Genomic DNA, 16026 nt, shown 5'->3' on the forward strand with positions numbered 1-16026 from the left:
CTTCATGCCGCCTCGACGGTATCGTGGCCGTCGACGACGATCAGGTCGTCCAGATCGAGCCGCAGCGAACGGGACGTCGGCGGCGCGCCACGCCCGACCCGCCCCATGAACACGGCCGGGGCCTCCGCGCTTACCGACCACACGTCGTTGAAGCGCTCTGCCACCGCGGCGGCGGCGGCGTTGACCGGCGCACGCGCGGACAGCGCCTGCCCGTCCTGAACGTACCAGCGGAAGATGACCGGCGTCATCTCCGGCTGGAATCCGAGGCCAAGGCGCGCGGCGGTGAGCCACACGCGCTGCATCGCCATGCCGGCCTGCACCTGCTCCCGGTCGGATCGCGCCGGTTGCCGCGGCCGAATCAGGAAATGCCCGGCGCACGCCAGCCCCGGAATGAGATCGAGCTGAATGCGCGGCATCACCGTGCCGGCCAGATAGGTGTTCAGAAAATCGACACGCTTCCAGTCGGCGAGCACCCAGCGCATGAGTCGCGCCGTCAGACTGTCGACCCCGACCGCGCGCTCCGGGATGCGGTCCTTGCTGAACCGGACGCCCCATTCGATGATGCGGCGGTGGGTTTCGTAGGCCTCCGGGCAGATCAGGCGCACCCGGGCGCTGTGCCACAGCAGTTTGGCGACCTCGAGACGCTCGCGAGCGCCGGTGCGGAAGTCGACGTGGTAGTCGGGGCCTGCCGCCTCCGTCAACGCGGCCATTTCCGCGCTCGTAAGCGCCGGTGTGCGCATGGGGCGCCGCTGCACACAGCGGGATTCGACGAAGGGCAGCAGCGGGTCGGGCGCGAGTGCGTCCGCCGGCTCGAAGCCGATCTCGTAGACCGGCGCCGTCTCGTCGCCTCCCTCACGCAGGCGCCAGCCCATGCGGGCCTGCTGCTCGGTGGCCGCGATCCGCAGGGTCTCCAACAGGGCCCCATGCGCCATGCGGCTGGGAATGCCGCGGTAGTCGTAGAGGCACCAGCTGCGGGTATCGCTGCCCAGCACCTCCACGGTGCGCGCGCCGGTGATCCGGAAACGCCACGGTTGCGTGTTGTCGCCGCTGGGGGCCCAGCGGCCGAGATCGAGCATCCGCCTCAGATCGAGATCAGCCATGGCTTGCCTGCCCCATCTTCTTGAGCTGACGGCGCGCGATGGCCAGGCCCAGACGCTGGATCGGGTTGCGATTGCCCCACGGCCGCCAGGTGTGCACCAGCCGGTTGCGATACACGTCGAACTGGAAGCCGCGCGGCGCGCTGGGCACCTGCCCGCGACCGAGCAGCAGCTTGACCGCCTCGGCGCAGATGACCCCGGCGCACAGCTGGCAGGCGGCGATGGTCGACGGCCCCTTGCGCGCGCGCAGGTCCACCCGCGAGGGATCGGCGATGTAGCCGCGCTGCAGCATGGCGGGCGACAGACCGAGGACGAAGCGCAGGGCCATTTCCTCCTCGTCGGCCGCGCTCGCGAACTGGAAGTAGTCGTCGAAGGACATGCCCTTTGGATCAAAGTAGAGAAAGGCCACCCCGAAGCCGAGCGGCGCGGCGGTCACCGCCGGGATGCCGCGCGCCCGGCAGGCCGAGAACACCAGCCGGCGCGCCTCGAAGGCGAAGAAATCGAGGCTGTCCACATACAGATCCACGCCGTCGAGAAAGGCATCGACATTGGCGGCCGACACCGCCTCGGGCAGCACGTCGAGACGCGCCTCCGGGTTGATGTCGCGGGTCATGGTCGCCAGCACCGTGCTCTTGGGCTGCCCGAGGGTGGAGCACAGGGCACCGGCCTGACGATTGAAGTTCACAATGTCGAAAGAATCGAAATCCGCGATCCGGAACCCCCCGACACCCAACCGGGCCAGCGTCAACAGATGGGCACCGCCCACCCCGCCGAGCCCTGCAATCGCCACCGTCTTACCCCTCAGACATGCCTGCTCCGCTTCCGTTACCCAGCCGATATTGCGCGAGAACGCGGCATCATAATCAAAGCCGTGGCTCATTCAGGTCCTTCATTCCGATTCCATGGTGCCGTTATGATAGGCAAGCCCGACGACTCATGAAACCACGATGACGAACAAATCACTCCAGTTGGGGCTGCAGGATCTCAAGCTCGCGGCGCGCAGCCTGCTGCGCCACCGCCGCCGCTCGGCACTCGCGGTCGGCATCGTAGCCGGCGGGGTGATCGCGTTTCTGCTCGCCGGCGGCTTCATCAACTGGATTCTGGTCAGCATGCGCGAGGCGACGATCCACTCGCAGCTGGGCCACGTCCAGATCACCCGCCCGGACTATCTGTCCAAGGGCGTGGCCGATCCTTACCGGTACCTGCTGCCCGAAGTCAGCACCCAGGAGGCGGCCATCAAACAGGTCAAGGGCCTGAAAACGATCACGCCGCGACTGGCGTTCAGCGGCCTCATCAGCAAGGACGACGCCACCATCTCCTTCCTGGGCGAAGGCATCGATCCGGTCTCGGAGGCACCGATCACCGACGAGATCTCCATCGTCTCGGGCAAGGATCTGACCGAGAGTCCGCCCGACTCGGTGATCGTCGGCCAGGGGCTGGCCGCCAGCATCGGCGCCAAGGCCGGCGACCGCCTGGTGCTGCTCTCGACCACCCGCAGCGGTAGCCTCAATGCGGTGGAGGCCACCGTGGCCGGCCTCTTCGTCACCGTCTCCAAACCCTACGACGACAGCGTGCTGCGTGCGCCCATCGAGCTGGCGCGCCGTCTGGTCGGCGTCTCCGGCGCCACCAGCTGGGTGGTGCTGCTCGACGAGACCGACGAGACCGACGCGGCCGTCGCGACCCTGCGTCGCACGCTCGACCCGGCACAGTTCGAGGTCACCCCATGGACGGCGCTGGCGGATTTCTACAACAAGACGGTGGAGCTGTTCTCCAAGCAAGTGGGCATCGTGCGCCTGCTGATCGGCATGATCGTCATCCTCAGCATCACCAACACCCTGACCATGTCGGTCATGGAGCGGACCAACGAGATCGGCACCGCCATGGCGCTGGGCATCGCGCGCGTGGGCATCCTGCGCCAGTTCCTGTTCGAGGGCGTGCTCATCGGCATCGTCGGCGGCATCGGCGGCAGTGTCGTCGGCTGGCTGCTGTCGGTGTCGATTTCCGCCGTGGGCATCCCGATGCCCCCCGCGCCGGGCATGACCGAAGGCTACCTGGGGGAGATCCAGCTGTCGCTGCCGCTCATCCAGGATTCGCTCACGCTGGCGATCTTCACCACCCTCCTGGCGAGCCTGTTTCCGGCCTGGAAGGCTTCCCGGATGGCCATCGTCGACGCACTTCGCTACCAGCGCTAGGAAAACGCAACACATGATCGTCAAACTCGCCCTGCGCAACGTGTTCCGCCAGAAGGCCCGCACCGCCATGACCCTGGCGGCCATCGTCTTCGGTGTCGCCGGGCTCATCATCGCGGGCGGCTTCGTCCAGGACGTCTTCATCCAGCTCGGCGAAGCGGTCGTCCACACCCAGACCGGCCACGTCCAGGTCTTCCGCAAGGGCTTCTTCGAGCATGGCACACGCCGCCCCGAGCAGTACCTGATCGACGACGCCGGCGCGATCAAGCAAGCGCTGGCCAAGCTGCCCCATGTGCAACACGTGAGCGCCCGGCTCAATTTCTCCGGCCTCATGAACAACGGCAAGCGGGACTTCCCCATCGTCGGCGAGGGCATCGAGCCCAAGGTCGAAGCCAAGCTCAGCGATTACCTGAAGATCACCGCCGGGCGCACTCTCGGCGACGACGACCGCTTCGGCATGCTCGTCGGCCAGGGCGTCGCCGAACACCTGCAGCTGTCGCCGGGCGATCATGTGACGCTGGTGATCAACACCGCCGCGGGCGCGCTCAACTCGCTCGATTTCACCGTCGTCGGCGTGTTCCAGAGCTTCTCCAAGGACTTCGATGCGCGCGCGGTGCGCATTCCGCTCCAGGCCGCCCAGACGCTCATGAACACCGACGGCGCCAACGTCCTCGTGATGGTCGCCGACGACACCGAGCACACCGACGCGGTCCTCGCCGCCACCCGGGCGCAGCTGGCCGGCGGCCCGCTCGAAGCGCGCTCGTGGCGCCAGCTGTCGGACTTCTTCGACAAGACCGTCCAGCTCTATGACGCCCAGTTCGGCTTCCTCAAGTTCATCATCCTGGTCATGGTGATCCTGTCGGTGGTCAACAGCGTGAACATGAACGTGTTCGAGCGCATGAGCGAATTCGGCACCATGCGGGCCATCGGCACGACACCACGCAATGTGTTCGTGCTCCTGGTGGTGGAAAACACCTTGCTCGGCTGTGGCGGCGCCCTGCTCGGCGTTCTCATCGGCATGCTGGTGGCGCTCATCGTCTCGGCGATCGGCATCCCCATGCCGCCACCCCCCAACGCCAGCCTCGGCTACACCGCCTACATCCGGCTGGTGCCCAGCACCATCGCCGGCGCCTTTCTGGTCGGTGTGCTCGCCACCGTGCTCGCAGCCCTGCTGCCGGCACGTCGCGCCGCCCACCGGCCCATCGTCGATGCACTACGGCAGGGCACCTGACCATGGCCCTGCCCCTTGGAGAATCACATGTCGCTGTTTGACCGCTTCAACCTCGGCGCGGGTTTTAGCAAGTATTTCCAGATCGAAGCCGCCGCCGACGACACCATCCGCGACGAGGTGTATCGCGTCCGCCACGAAGTCTATTGCGAGGAGCTCAAGTTCGAGCCCGAGCGACCCGACCGCCGGGAGATCGACGTCTACGATGCCCACAGCGTGCACTGCCTGCTGCGCTCCGCACGCGATCCGTTCGCGCCCGTCGGCTGCACCCGACTGATCCTGGCCGACCCGGAGGATCTGGACGCCCCGCTGCCCTTCGAGGCGGCCTGCGCGCATACCCTCGATCGCTCGCTCATCGATCCGGCGCGGCTGGATCGGCGCCGGATCGCCGAAGTGTCCCGGCTGGCCGTGCGCTCGGCCTACCGCCGGCGCCGGGGCGAACGCCACGTGGCGGTCGCCCTCGACGAGTCGGATTACAACGACAGCGAAGATCAGCCGCGCTTCCCGTACATCCCCATCGGCCTGTATCTGGGTGCCGTGGCGCTGGCCGCGCGCAACGGCGTCGATACCCTGTTCGTGCTGACCGAGCCACGCCTGGCCTCCCATTTCGGCAAGCTCGGCGTCGAGATCCGCCAGATCGGCGGCCCCATCGAACATCGGGGCACCCGCGTGCCGTCGATGATGGATGTCCAGTCGATCATCAAGGGCCTGCGCTTCATGGTCAAACCCATCTGGCGGGTCGTACAGGGGCAGATCGAGAACAGCTACCGACATGACCGCTGAGCCAGTGCCGGCATGAAAAAGGCCCGCCGTGATGGCGGGCCTTTTCGTTCCGGGGTGCCAGCAATCAGACGCCCAGCACGGTCCGGATCTGCTCGAGGGCGGTCGGATCCTCGATGGTGGTCAGATCCCCCGGGTCGCGCCCTTCGGCCAGCGCCTGGATGGAGCGGCGCAGCAGCTTGCCCGAACGGGTCTTGGGCAGGCCGGCGATGAAGTGCACCCGGCCCGGACGCGCGATGGCGCCGAGCATGCTGTCGACCTTCTTCATCACATCCTTCTCGAGGGCCACCCGCTTCTCTTCGGTGTCGACGGTCGCAGCGTCCTTGACCACCGCGAAGGCCATGGGCATCTGCCCCTTGAGCGAATCGGCGACACCGACCACGGCGACCTCGGCGATCGCCGGATGCGCCTGCACGGCCTCCTCGATCTCGCGGGTGCCCAGACGGTGGCCGGCCACGTTGATCACGTCGTCCATGCGGCCGAGGATCGTGTAGTAGCCGTTGTCGTCGCGGATGCCCCAGTCGGAGGACGAGTAGATGACCGGATCGGCAAAGGTGGAGAAGTAGGTCGAGACGAAACGCTCGTCCTGCCCCCAGACGGTGGACAGGCAGCCCGGCGGCAGCGGCGGCACGATGCCGACGATGCCCTTCTCGTTGGCGCCGGCCTCGCTGCCGTCCTCGCGGAACAGGCGCAGGTCGTAGCCATAGACCGGGAAGGCCGGGGAGCCGAGCTTGATCTTGCTGTCCTCGACGCCGCGGCAGATGGCCAGGATCGGCCAGCCGGTCTCGGTCTGCCAGTAGTTGTCGATGACCGGGATGCCCAGTTCGCTCATGATCCACTCGTGCGAGGTTTCGTCGAGCGGCTCGCCCGCCAGGAACAGGTGCTTGAGCGAGGACAGGTCGTATTTCTTCAGGAAGGCCGGATCCTGTTTCTTGAGCACACGTACCGCGGTCGGTGCCGAGAACATGACGCTGACCTTGTATTTCTCGACGATGGACCACCACACGCCGGCATCGGGGCGCAACGGCGTGCCTTCGTACATGATCGTGGCCACGCCGGCGAGCAGCGGCCCGTAGACGATGTAGGAGTGTCCGACCACCCAGCCGATGTCGGAGGTGGAGAACATGGTCTCGCCCGCATCCCCCATGAAGATGTGCTTCATGGACGCGGCCAGGGCCACCGCGTAACCGCCGGTATCGCGCTGCACGCCCTTGGGCTTGCCGGTGGTGCCGGAGGTGTAGAGGATGTAGCTCGGTTCGGAGGATTCGACCCAGGTGACCGGCACCTGGGCATCCATATGCTTGGCGCGCAGGGTGGCGTAGTCGACGTCGCGACCTTCCACCTTCGGGAAGCCCTTGTCGAGCCCGCGGTCAATGATCAGCACGTTGCGCGGCGGGAACTCGGCGATGTTGCAGGCCTCGTCCACCAGGTGCTTGTAGGGCACGGCCTTGCCGTTGCGCATGCCGGCGTCGGAGCTGACCATGAGCACCGGCTTGGCATCGTCGATACGGGTGGCCAGCGAGCCGGAGGCAAAGCCGCCGAACACCACCGAGTGGATCGCCCCGATGCGGGCGCAGGCGAGCATGGCAAAGGCCGCCTCGGCGATCATGGGCATGTAGATCAGGACACGGTCGCCCTTCTTGACGCCCAGATCCTGGTAGATGGCCGCCATGCGCTCCACTTCGCGCTGCAGCTGCGCGAAGCTGTAGACCACTTCTTCGTTGGTCTCGGTGGAGATGTAGATCAGCGCCTTGTCGTCCGGGCGCTTGGCGGCATGGCGATCGACGGCGTTGTAGCACAGGTTGGTCTCGCCCCCCTTGAACCACTTGACGAAGGGCGGCCGCGAATAATCGCAGATCTGCTCCGGCGCCTTGTGCCAGTCGATGAGTGCCGATTGCTCTTTCCAGAACCCGTCACGGTCCTCGATCGAGCGCTTGTGAAACTCCTTGTATGTCGTCATGACAATCCCTCTCCCAGTTTTCCCTTCGATTGTGAGCGACGTTGAGTCGGATGAATGAACGCTGTTCTCGCGTTATAGCTTTGTTGTTGTGCCCTCGTGGGGGTGGTCCTCGCCATCGGCCTGCCGCGATGTCTGCGGATGACGCAGCGCATCGAGCGGCAAGCCGCAGTGAAGTTCGTCTTCGATCAGCTCGAGCAGGGGCATGAGCGTCGCAAGCACATCGGGCAGGCGCAACGCGACTTCCTTGTCCGCGCCGACCCGCACCTGCATGAGGGCATGATCGATGCTGACCGGCAGGCGGGCGAAGCGTTGCAGCTGGCGCGGATCGATCTCGCCCACTTCGGAGATCACCCGGTTGCCGCCGGCGTCCAGGCCGGTCTTGACCCGCTGCACCGCAAGGCCGATGAGCTGGCTGAGCGTCAGCGCCTCGTTGCTGCCTGAGCCGGCCGCGATGCCCACCGTCACCGTCATGCGGATCTGCCGGTTGCGGTAGGTCATGACCAGCTTGTCGATGGCCCGCTGCAGGCGCAGGGCGAAGGCGGCGCAGCCGTCGATGTTGGTGCCCGGGCACAGCACCGCGAACTGCCCCGGCGCCATCTGCGAGACGGTGTCTTCCTTGCGCACCTTGGAGGACAGGATCTTCGACAGCTTGCGGTTGATCAGCTCGGTGATATGCACGCCGTAGTCGGCCAGCAGGCGGTCGAACTGGTCGATCATGATGACCATGGCCGCCAGATCGCCATTGCGCCGGCGCGCCAGCGCCAGTTCCTGGTTGCCGTGCCACTCCATGTAGGCCTTGGTGGCCAGCCCCGAATGGGGGTCGACCGGGCTGCCCAGCGCCAGCGCCTCGCGGCTCTGCTCCAGTTCCCGGGTGGCCTTGGCCAGGCGCGTCAGGGCATCGAGGCGGCTGACGAGCTCGACCGTCCCGATGCCCTTGGTGATGAAGTCGGTGGCGCCCAGCTCGCGGGCCTTGACGCGAGCCTGATCGTCCTCTTCGCCGGAGATGATGATCACCGGCAGCTCGCTGATGCGCGAGAGCTTGGAGGCACGAATCCGCTCGAGCAGCCCGTAACCGTCGAGCTTCGGCATGCCCAGGTCGGAAATCACCACCTGGATGGACGGATCGACCAACAGCGCCTGCCACCCGTCCTCGCCGTCGGCCTCCTCGCGCACGTCGAAACGATCGCGGATGTTCTTGCTGATCGACGCACGCACCATGCGCGAATCATCGACGATCAGTACGCGCGGCAGCGGGATGTCTTCGTCACTCAAACTGCTCGTCTCCAGACCGGCCTCAGGCGCCGATGCGAACCACGGTGCGTCCGCGAATGCGGCCCGCGATGAAATCTTCGAAAGCGGCCGGCAACGCGTCGAACTCGATGACGCGCGTCACCGCCGCCAGATGCCGCGGATGCAGATCCCCGGCCAGACGCTCCCACACGCGCTGGCGCGTCGGGAAGCCCATGTAGCCCGAATCGACACCCAGCAGGCTCACGCCGCGGAGGATGAAGGGGAACACGGTGGTGGAAATGTCGAAGCTCGAGGCATTACCGATGCTCGCCACCGTCCCGGCCTGCTGCATGGTGGCAAGGATCCAGTGGAGCACCTGCCCCCCCACGTTGTCGACCGCACCCGCCCAGCGGGCCCCTTCGAGCGGACGAACGGCCTCGAAATCGATCGCGTCACGCAACAGGATGTCGTGCGCGCCCAGCATGGTGAGGTAGTCGCGCTCCTGCGCCTTGCCGGTCAGCGCGGTCACGGCGTAGCCCGCCGCGGCCAGCATGTCGATGGCGAGGCTGCCGACACCGCCGGTGGCGCCGGTCACCAGCACCGGACCGTTTTCCGGCGCCAACCCGTTGGCCTCCATGCGCACGATGCCCAGCGCCGCCGTGAAGCCGGCAGTCCCCAGCGCCATCGCGTCGAACAAGGTCAGCCCGGCCGGCAGCGGCACCACCCACTGCGCGGGAATCCGTGCCATGGCGGCGTATCCGCCATGATGCGAGACGCCGATGTCGAAGCTGGTGGCGATCACCGGATCGCCGGGAGCGAAGCGCGCATCGGACGATTCGACCACCTCGCCGGCCAGATCGATGCCGCCAATGCAGGGAAAGCGCCGGATGATCTTGCCCTTGCCCGTGGCCGCGAGCGCATCCTTGTAGTTGATGCTCGAGTAGTGGGTGCGGATCAGCACCTCGCCCGGATCGAGCGCATCCGGGGTCCACTGACGAAATCCGGCACTTACGGACTTGTCATTTCCCCGATCGATCACGAACGCCTTGAAGGACACACCCATTCCCGTTTGCTGTCGGCTAATCCGAAAAGATTATAACGAAAACACCTGAGCCGTCTCGCCGAACGCACCCGGGCCCGCGCACGGGCGTGGAGACTCAAGTTCTTCGCCTCCAGTGACGATAACGCTGTATTGGTTTTCGGTTCGTGACAATGCTGCGCATCCAACATCCGCTTGCGTCTCTGGACGCCTATGTCAGCTGCTTCTCCAGCGAGCCCATCCCGGTGCTCAAGCGCACCGCGCAACAGCTGGACGCGCTGCGGGCGCAGGAGGACGCGGTCAGCGGCAAGCAATTGACCGCCGTGGTGCTCAGCGACCCGCTCATGACCCTGCGCCTGTTGAGCCACATGGAACAGAACCGGCGGCGTTCGCAGAATCACGACATCACCACCATCGACCGCGCGATCATGATGATCGGCATCTCGCCGTTCTTCCGCATCTTCGCCGACCAGCCGACGCTGGAAGCGCGCCTGGCGGACGTGCCCAAAGCGCTCGTCGGCGCCCTGCGCGTCATCGCCCGCGCCCGCCGCGCGGCCCACTTCGCGCGCGACTGGGCCATCCTGCGCCACGACCTGGACGTGGAGGAAATCACCGTGGCGGCCCTGCTGCACGACGCCGCCGACGTGCTGTGCTGGACCTTCGCGCCGGAACTCACGCAGCGGGTCTACGACATGCAGCGGCTCGACCGCGGCCTGCGCAGCGCCACCGCCCAGCGCGAGGTGTTCGGCTTCACGGCCAGCGATCTCCAGCTGGCCATCACCAAGGCCTGGCATCTGCCCGATCTGCTCGTCTCGCTCATGGACGGCGACAACGCCGGCAACCCGCGCGTACGCACCGTCAAGCTGGCCAATCACCTGGCCCGGCACAGCGCACGCGGCTGGGACAACGCCGCCATCCCGGACGATCTGGCCGCCATCTCCGATCTGCTCCGGGTCAACCGCACCCAGCTGATCAAACACCTGGCCATCCCCCAGGAAGACGCCGAACGCCTGCTGCCGCCCGACGGCGAGCAATGACCGGACAGAACGCCGCGATGGGCGCTGTGCCGGCCGCCGATTACAATCCCGTTTTCCCCATCCGATCCCGCCCGACCGAGGAACATCGATGTCCGTGACTGCCATTGTCGTGCTCGCCCTGATCGCCATCGCCGTCCTGTACGGCATCGTGATCTACAACAACCTGGTGCGCCTCAAGCACAACATCGCCAAGGCCTGGGCCAACATCGACGTGCTGCTCAAGCAGCGTCACGACGAGTTGCCCAAGCTTGTCGAGGTGTGCCGCCAGTACAAGCAGTTCGAGGAGCGCACGCTCACCCGCGTCATCGAGGCACGCAGCCGGGTCTCCGAAGCGCGGGCGCAGCAGGACGTGCCCGCCCTGGGCGCCGCCGAAGGCATGCTGCGCATGGGCCTGGGCCAGCTGTTCGCGGTGGCCGAGGCCTATCCGGAACTGAAGACCAACGAACACTTCATGCAGCTGCAGACGCGCATCACCTCGCTCGAGAACGCCATCGCCGACCGCCGCGAGATGTATAACGAAAGCGTGAATGTGCACAACGTGCGCATCGAGCAGTTCCCGGACCTGCTCGTCGCCCGCCTGCTCCAGTTCGCCGCCCGGCCGCTGCTCGAGTTCTCCACCGCCGAGAAGGCGGATGTGGACCTGAAGACCCTGTTCGACAACTAAGCCCCGCCCGGTCGCGCCATGCTGGTTTCGCTGCGTCCGGACCGCACCGGCACCACCCTGATCTCCGGGGTCGCCGGGCTGGCCTTCGCCGCGGCGCACCTGTCCGCAGACACCTACCCGGTACTGGGCGCACTGGCGGCCGCCATCGCGCTGTTCGGCTGGCTGCGCTCGGTCCATCATTCGCGCCTGATTCTCGACACCCCGACCTCCCGGATCGCCTCGGCCTCGCAGGGCTATACGGAGCTGTTCGGCGACGGTGAGCCCCTGAGCGGCACGCCCCTGCTCTCCCCGGTCAACGGCCTGCCGGTTTTGTGGTACCGGCTGATCGTCGAAGAGCGCCGGGGCGACAAATGGGTGCGGACCGACCTCGACGAGAGCGACGCCTCCTTCCTGCTCGACGACGGGTCGGGCCAGTGCGCCGTCGACCCGACCGGTGCCGAGATGCTCATCTCGCGCAAGGACGTGGAGCGCCGCGGCGACCTGCGCTACACCCAGTGGTGCCTCATCAAGCACGACCCGATCTACGTGATCGGTGAATTCACCACGCTCGGCAGCATCGATCCGGCCCACGACACCGCCCGCCAGGTGCGTGAACTGCTGGCGCACTGGAAGACCGATCATGCCGGGCTGCTCGAGCGTTTCGACCTCGACGGAAACGGCCAGATCGACCTCAAGGAATGGGAGCTGGCCCGCGCCGAAGCCAAGCGCGAAGTCCACCGCCAGCAGGCCGAACTGCATGCCGCCCCCGAGGCCCACGTGATGCGCAAGCCCGACGACCGCCGGCTCTACCTCATCTCGGACCTGGACCCCAACGCCCTCGGGCGCCGCTATCAGATCTGGGGCTGGGTCTTCCTGGCGATCCTGATCGGCACCGGTGCCACCACCCTCTGGCTGCTGAGCCTCCGACCGCTGTAGGGCAGGGTTCAACCCGCCGGCTTGCCAGCGGTCATCGATGGCAGATTGCCGTCCGCCCTACGACGCCCCTGCCTTGGTTTCGAGTTCTTCCCAACGCTGCATGGCCGCCTCCATCTCCTCGGCCAGGGCGTCGAGGCGTGCCTTGAGTTCGGCCACCTTATCCGGCGCGCCCTGATAGAGCGCCGGATCGGCGAGGCGCGCCTGCACGCTGGCCTCTTCGGCCTCGAGCGCGCCGATGCGATCGGGCAAGGTCTCCAGCTCGCGCTTTTCGTTGAAGGACAACTTTTTCTGCGCCGGCGCCGGCTTCGGTTTGTCCTTGGGCGCAGCCGCCTTGCGCTCGGGCGCCGGCGCGGCCGGTGCCGCACGCACCCGCTGCCAGTCAGCGTAGCCGCCGGCGTATTCCTTCCAGCGTCCGTCCCCCTCGCTGGCGATCACCTGGGTCACCGTATTGTCGAGGAAGGCCCGATCATGGCTCACCAGAAACAGGGTGCCGTCATACTCGGCCAGCAGGGCCTCGAGTAGGTCCAGGGTCTCGATATCCAGGTCGTTGGTCGGCTCGTCGAGCACCATCACGTTGGCCGGCTGGGCGAACAGGCGCGCCAGCAGCAATCGGTTGCGCTCGCCGCCGGACAGCGACTTGACCGGCGAGCGCGCCCGCTGCGGCGCAAACAGGAATTCGCCCAGATAGCCGATCACATGCTTGCGCTCATGACCGATCTGGACGAATTCGGAGCCCGGGCTGATCACATCGGCCAGGGTTGCCTCCGGGTCGAGCTGGGCGCGCAACTGGTCGAAATAGGCCACCTGCTGGCGGGTGCCGCGCCGCACCGTGCCGCTGTCCGGTTCGATCTCGCCGAGGATGAGCTTGAGCAAGGTGGTCTTGCCGGCGCCGTTGGGCCCGATGATGCCGATGCGGTCGCCGCGCAGGATACGGGTGGAAAAATCGTCGACGACGAGTTTGTCGCCATAGCGCTTGGAGACATGATCGAGCTCGGCGATCATCTTGCCCGAGGCCTCGCCCCGATCCACCGCCAGGCTCACGTTGCCGAGCCGGTCGCGACGCGCGGCCCGCTCGCGACGCAGCGCCTCGAGCCGCCGCACGCGCCCCTCGTTCCGGGTGCGGCGCGCCTCCACACCCTTGCGAATCCACACCTCTTCCTGCGCCAGCAACTTGTCGAAGCGCGCGTTGGCCTTGGCCTCGGCCTCCAGCTGCTCGGCCTTCTTGCGCTGATAGTCGGAAAAGTTGCCATCGAAACTGGCGAGCAGCCCCCGGTCGAGCTCGACGATGCGCGTCGCCACGTTGTCGAGAAACACCCGGTCGTGGGTGATCAGCATCACGGCACCGTTGAAGCCCTTGATCAGCTCCTCGAGCCACAGGATCCCGTCCAGGTCGAGGTGGTTGGTCGGCTCGTCGAGCAGCAACAGTTCCGGATCGCCCACCATCGCCCGCGCCAGCGCGACACGCTTGATGCCCCCGCCCGAGAGCGCCCCGGTGCGCATGTCGCCATCCAGCGTGAGCCGATCGAGCATGGCCTCGACCCGCTGGTTCAGGCGCCAGGCGTCGGCCGTCTCCACTTCATGCTGCACGCGTTCCAGCTCGGCCAGCGCGGCGTCCGAGGGCTCGGCCGCCACCCGGTGCAGGGCCGCATGGTAAGCGCCGAGCACCGCCGCCACGTCACCGAGCCCGTCGGCCACCACGTCGAACACCGACCGGTCGAGATCGAAATCGGCCTCCTGAGGCACGTAGGCGATACGAATGTCGGACGCCCGCCAGATCTCCCCATCGTCGAGGGTGGCCTGCCCGACGATCGCCCGCAGCAGGCTCGACTTGCCCGATCCATTGCGCCCGATCAGCGCCACCCGCTCCCCGGCATCGAGCTGAAAATCGGCATGATCGAGCAAGGCCACATGGCCAAAGGCCAGGCAGGCGCCGTCGACGGAGATCAAGGGCATGGTCGCGTCCGAACAAGGCAAAGACGCAATTCTATCGCGCCACCACGGCGAACCCCATTGCACCACGTTTCAGGGTAGACTTTCGCCTCGCTCGCGCAACGCGGGCGCGCCTCTCCGTAGTTCAATGGATAGAACGAGCGCCTCCTAAGCGCTAAATGCAGGTTCGATTCCTGCCGGGGAGGCCATACCCTCCCCTCCCCAACGCCCCTTCCCGGATCCGAGCCTGCCACGCCGTCGACGGTCGTGTGACCATCAAGTTTTTCGTTTGGATTCCGTTACCTGGCTCGTAAGGCGGCAAAAACCGATCTTCTCCGGGGGGAGACGCGATGAAGAACAATCAACCCGTCACGAACGTCGAGCACTTTCTGCAGCCCGGCCAGCCCATCGTCACGCGCACCGACCTGAAGGGCTGCATTACATACGTCAATCCGGCCTTCATCGAGATCAGCGGTTTTTCCTCGCAAGAACTGCTCGGCGCCAACCACAACATCGTGCGCCACCCCGACATGCCGGTCGAGGCCTTTGCCGATCTGTGGCGAACGGTGAAGTCCGGCCACACCTGGCGGGGTCTGGTGAAGAACCGCGCCAAGGACGGCGGCTTCTACTGGGTGGACGCCTTCGTCACCCCGGAGACACGCGACGGCCGCACGGTCGGCTACATGTCGGTCCGCAATGCTCCGGCACGGAACGACGTCGCGGCCGCGGAGACGCTGTACGCGAACGTCCGCGACCGACGCGCCCCGCTGCCTGCCACGTGGACGCCGCCGCCCCTCGCCCGCGGCCTGGTGGCCGTCCGCGTTCCGATCACCGCTGCCGCCCTGCTCGCCGTGGCCGGCGCCATGCTGTCGGGCCCGTGGGCGATGGCCGCCGGCGCAGGCGCCGCACTGTGCAGCCTGGCGGCGCTGGCGACTTTCGAAACACGTCTGGCCCGACCGCTGCACCTTGTGTCGGCGCATATCGAAGCGCTCGACGAGGGGCGCCTGGACCGACGCATCTCGCGCCAGGACGGCGGCGCCATCGCCAGCGTCTTCGGCCAGCTCGAAGCGATGCGCGTTCATCTGCGCGCCATGTTTGCCGACGTTCTGACAGCCACCGGTAGCGTTCACATGCAGTCGGCTGCACTGGAAAACGAAACACAGGCCCTGCGCCAGTCCAGCGAAACCCAGGGTGAAGAAGTGATGCAGGCCGCAGCGGCCATGGAACAGATGAGCGTGTCGGTCAACGAGATCTCAAGCAACACGGAGGTCGGCGCACAAGCGGCTCGCGATACGGCCCAGGCGGTCGATGACGCCCGCCAGGCGATCCTGGAAGGCGTGAACAGCAGCGCCCAGGCGGCACAGGTCGTCGCGACCGCACGCGATCAGATTGCCGCGGTCCATACCTCGGTGCAGAAAATCGGCGAAATCAGCCAGATCATCGAAGACATCGCCGAGCAGACCAACCTGCTTGCCCTCAACGCCGCCATCGAGGCTGCGCGAGCCGGCGAGCAGGGGCGTGGCTTCGCGGTCGTCGCGGACGAGGTGCGCAAGCTCGCCGAGCGCACCACGGCCAGCACGGCCGACATCAGCCGTTCCCTGGCGCAGATCACCGAACAGTCGAAGGCGGCCGTCACCACCATGGACAAGGCGGCGCGGGACGTGGCCGCCAGCAGCGACCAGGTGGGCAGCAGCGCGGGCAGCCTCGATCTGATCAGCGCCGCGAGCCAGCGCGCCAGCGGCGTCGCCACCGACATCCGCACCATGCTTGAACAGCAGACCACCGCGTCGCATGAAGTCGCCACGGCGATGGAAGCGATCTCGAGCAACGTCGAGCGCAACAACGCGAGTCTCTCGCAAATCGACAGGGCCGCCGCCGATCTGAATCGCACCGCTGCCGATCTGCGTGCCCTGATCCAGCATCTGGAGAACGCGCTCAAATGAGCGCACGGCGCCGCT

Annotated in this window: 13 protein-coding genes and 1 tRNA gene; 8 read left to right on the forward strand and 6 right to left on the reverse strand. The window is 66.7% G+C overall.

The genetic code is table 11. From position 1 onward, the window contains the following. Positions 1-2: 2 nt before the first annotated feature. Complete coding sequence (locus G3580_RS14510; protein WP_173766668.1) at positions 3-1100, reverse strand: nitroreductase family protein; 1098 nt, start codon at positions 1098-1100, stop codon at positions 3-5. Continuing rightward, on the reverse strand, positions 1093-1977 hold the full coding sequence (locus tag G3580_RS14515; RefSeq protein WP_173766670.1) for a ThiF family adenylyltransferase: 885 nt from the start codon (positions 1975-1977) through the stop codon (positions 1093-1095). Before G3580_RS14515 ends, G3580_RS14510 begins: the two co-directional genes overlap by 8 nt. A gap of 67 nt (positions 1978-2044) precedes the next feature. On the opposite strand from G3580_RS14515, the gene G3580_RS14520 reads away from it, so the two are divergent. The 3 genes from G3580_RS14520 to G3580_RS14530 are packed head-to-tail and all read left to right on the forward strand — an operon-like array spanning position 2045 to position 5297. Then, on the forward strand, positions 2045-3289 hold the full coding sequence (locus tag G3580_RS14520) for an ABC transporter permease (RefSeq protein ID WP_173766671.1): 1245 nt from the start codon (positions 2045-2047) through the stop codon (positions 3287-3289). A gap of 13 nt (positions 3290-3302) precedes the next feature. After that, positions 3303-4517, forward strand: coding sequence for an ABC transporter permease (locus G3580_RS14525; RefSeq protein WP_173766673.1), 1215 nt, complete (start codon positions 3303-3305; stop codon positions 4515-4517). A gap of 27 nt (positions 4518-4544) precedes the next feature. Further along, positions 4545-5297, forward strand: coding sequence for a PEP-CTERM/exosortase system-associated acyltransferase (locus tag G3580_RS14530; protein WP_173766675.1), 753 nt, complete (start codon positions 4545-4547; stop codon positions 5295-5297). A gap of 64 nt (positions 5298-5361) precedes the next feature. On the opposite strand, the gene G3580_RS14535 is transcribed toward G3580_RS14530, so the two are convergent. The 3 genes from G3580_RS14535 to G3580_RS14545 form a co-directional block, all read right to left on the reverse strand. Next, positions 5362-7254 carry a propionate--CoA ligase gene (locus G3580_RS14535; protein ID WP_173766677.1) on the reverse strand — a complete coding sequence of 631 codons (1893 nt, stop codon included), beginning with the start codon at positions 7252-7254 and terminating at the stop codon, positions 5362-5364. Positions 7255-7326: 72 nt separating this feature from the next. Continuing rightward, positions 7327-8526, reverse strand: coding sequence for a response regulator (locus tag G3580_RS14540; protein ID WP_228720679.1), 1200 nt, complete (start codon positions 8524-8526; stop codon positions 7327-7329). Positions 8527-8548: 22 nt separating this feature from the next. Continuing rightward, a complete protein-coding gene (locus G3580_RS14545; protein ID WP_173766679.1) occupies positions 8549-9547 on the reverse strand; it encodes an oxidoreductase in 999 nt (332 codons plus the stop codon). Between the two features lie 149 nt (positions 9548-9696). Between G3580_RS14545 and G3580_RS14550 the strand changes: the two genes are divergently transcribed. From G3580_RS14550 to G3580_RS14560, 3 genes are all read left to right on the forward strand, one after another. After that, positions 9697-10560 (forward strand): HDOD domain-containing protein, encoded by an 864-nt coding sequence (locus G3580_RS14550; RefSeq protein ID WP_173766681.1) that lies wholly within the window; start codon positions 9697-9699, stop codon positions 10558-10560. A gap of 88 nt (positions 10561-10648) precedes the next feature. Continuing rightward, positions 10649-11224, forward strand: a complete 576-nt coding sequence (locus G3580_RS14555; protein ID WP_173766683.1) for a LemA family protein — start codon at positions 10649-10651, stop codon at positions 11222-11224. 18 nt (positions 11225-11242) lie between these two features. Further along, positions 11243-12139, forward strand: coding sequence for a hypothetical protein (locus G3580_RS14560; RefSeq protein ID WP_173766685.1), 897 nt, complete (start codon positions 11243-11245; stop codon positions 12137-12139). Between the two features lie 57 nt (positions 12140-12196). On the opposite strand, the gene G3580_RS14565 is transcribed toward G3580_RS14560, so the two are convergent. Then, entirely contained in the window at positions 12197-14092 is a 1896-nt protein-coding gene (locus G3580_RS14565) for an ATP-binding cassette domain-containing protein (protein WP_173766688.1), read from the reverse strand. A 110-nt stretch (positions 14093-14202) separates the two neighbouring features. Between G3580_RS14565 and G3580_RS14570 the strand changes: the two genes are divergently transcribed. Beyond that, a tRNA-Arg gene (locus G3580_RS14570) sits at positions 14203-14277 on the forward strand. A 141-nt stretch (positions 14278-14418) separates the two neighbouring features. Then, the gene (locus tag G3580_RS14575) at positions 14419-16011 is read left to right on the forward strand and encodes a methyl-accepting chemotaxis protein (RefSeq protein ID WP_173766689.1); all 1593 of its coding nucleotides are present in this window, start codon (positions 14419-14421) and stop codon (positions 16009-16011) included. Positions 16012-16026: the final 15 nt, after the last annotated feature.

The sequence above is a fragment of the Nitrogeniibacter mangrovi genome, from assembly GCF_010983895.1.
GTDB classification, from domain to species: Bacteria; Pseudomonadota; Gammaproteobacteria; order Burkholderiales; family Rhodocyclaceae; genus Nitrogeniibacter; species Nitrogeniibacter mangrovi.

Coding starts and splice junctions, on each gene's coding strand:
- G3580_RS14545 (WP_173766679.1), bottom strand. CDS start 9,547: ATGGGTGTGTCCTTCAAGGCGTTCGTGATCGATCGGGGAAATGACAAG.
- G3580_RS14575 (WP_173766689.1), top strand. CDS start 14,419: ATGAAGAACAATCAACCCGTCACGAACGTCGAGCACTTTCTGCAGCCC.
- G3580_RS14510 (WP_173766668.1), bottom strand. CDS start 1,100: ATGGCTGATCTCGATCTGAGGCGGATGCTCGATCTCGGCCGCTGGGCC.
- G3580_RS14535 (WP_173766677.1), bottom strand. CDS start 7,254: ATGACGACATACAAGGAGTTTCACAAGCGCTCGATCGAGGACCGTGAC.
- G3580_RS14515 (WP_173766670.1), bottom strand. CDS start 1,977: ATGAGCCACGGCTTTGATTATGATGCCGCGTTCTCGCGCAATATCGGC.
- G3580_RS14560 (WP_173766685.1), top strand. CDS start 11,243: ATGCTGGTTTCGCTGCGTCCGGACCGCACCGGCACCACCCTGATCTCC.
- G3580_RS14530 (WP_173766675.1), top strand. CDS start 4,545: ATGTCGCTGTTTGACCGCTTCAACCTCGGCGCGGGTTTTAGCAAGTAT.
- G3580_RS14525 (WP_173766673.1), top strand. CDS start 3,303: ATGATCGTCAAACTCGCCCTGCGCAACGTGTTCCGCCAGAAGGCCCGC.
- G3580_RS14555 (WP_173766683.1), top strand. CDS start 10,649: ATGTCCGTGACTGCCATTGTCGTGCTCGCCCTGATCGCCATCGCCGTC.
- G3580_RS14565 (WP_173766688.1), bottom strand. CDS start 14,092: ATGCCCTTGATCTCCGTCGACGGCGCCTGCCTGGCCTTTGGCCATGTG.
- G3580_RS14550 (WP_173766681.1), top strand. CDS start 9,697: ATGCTGCGCATCCAACATCCGCTTGCGTCTCTGGACGCCTATGTCAGC.
- G3580_RS14520 (WP_173766671.1), top strand. CDS start 2,045: ATGACGAACAAATCACTCCAGTTGGGGCTGCAGGATCTCAAGCTCGCG.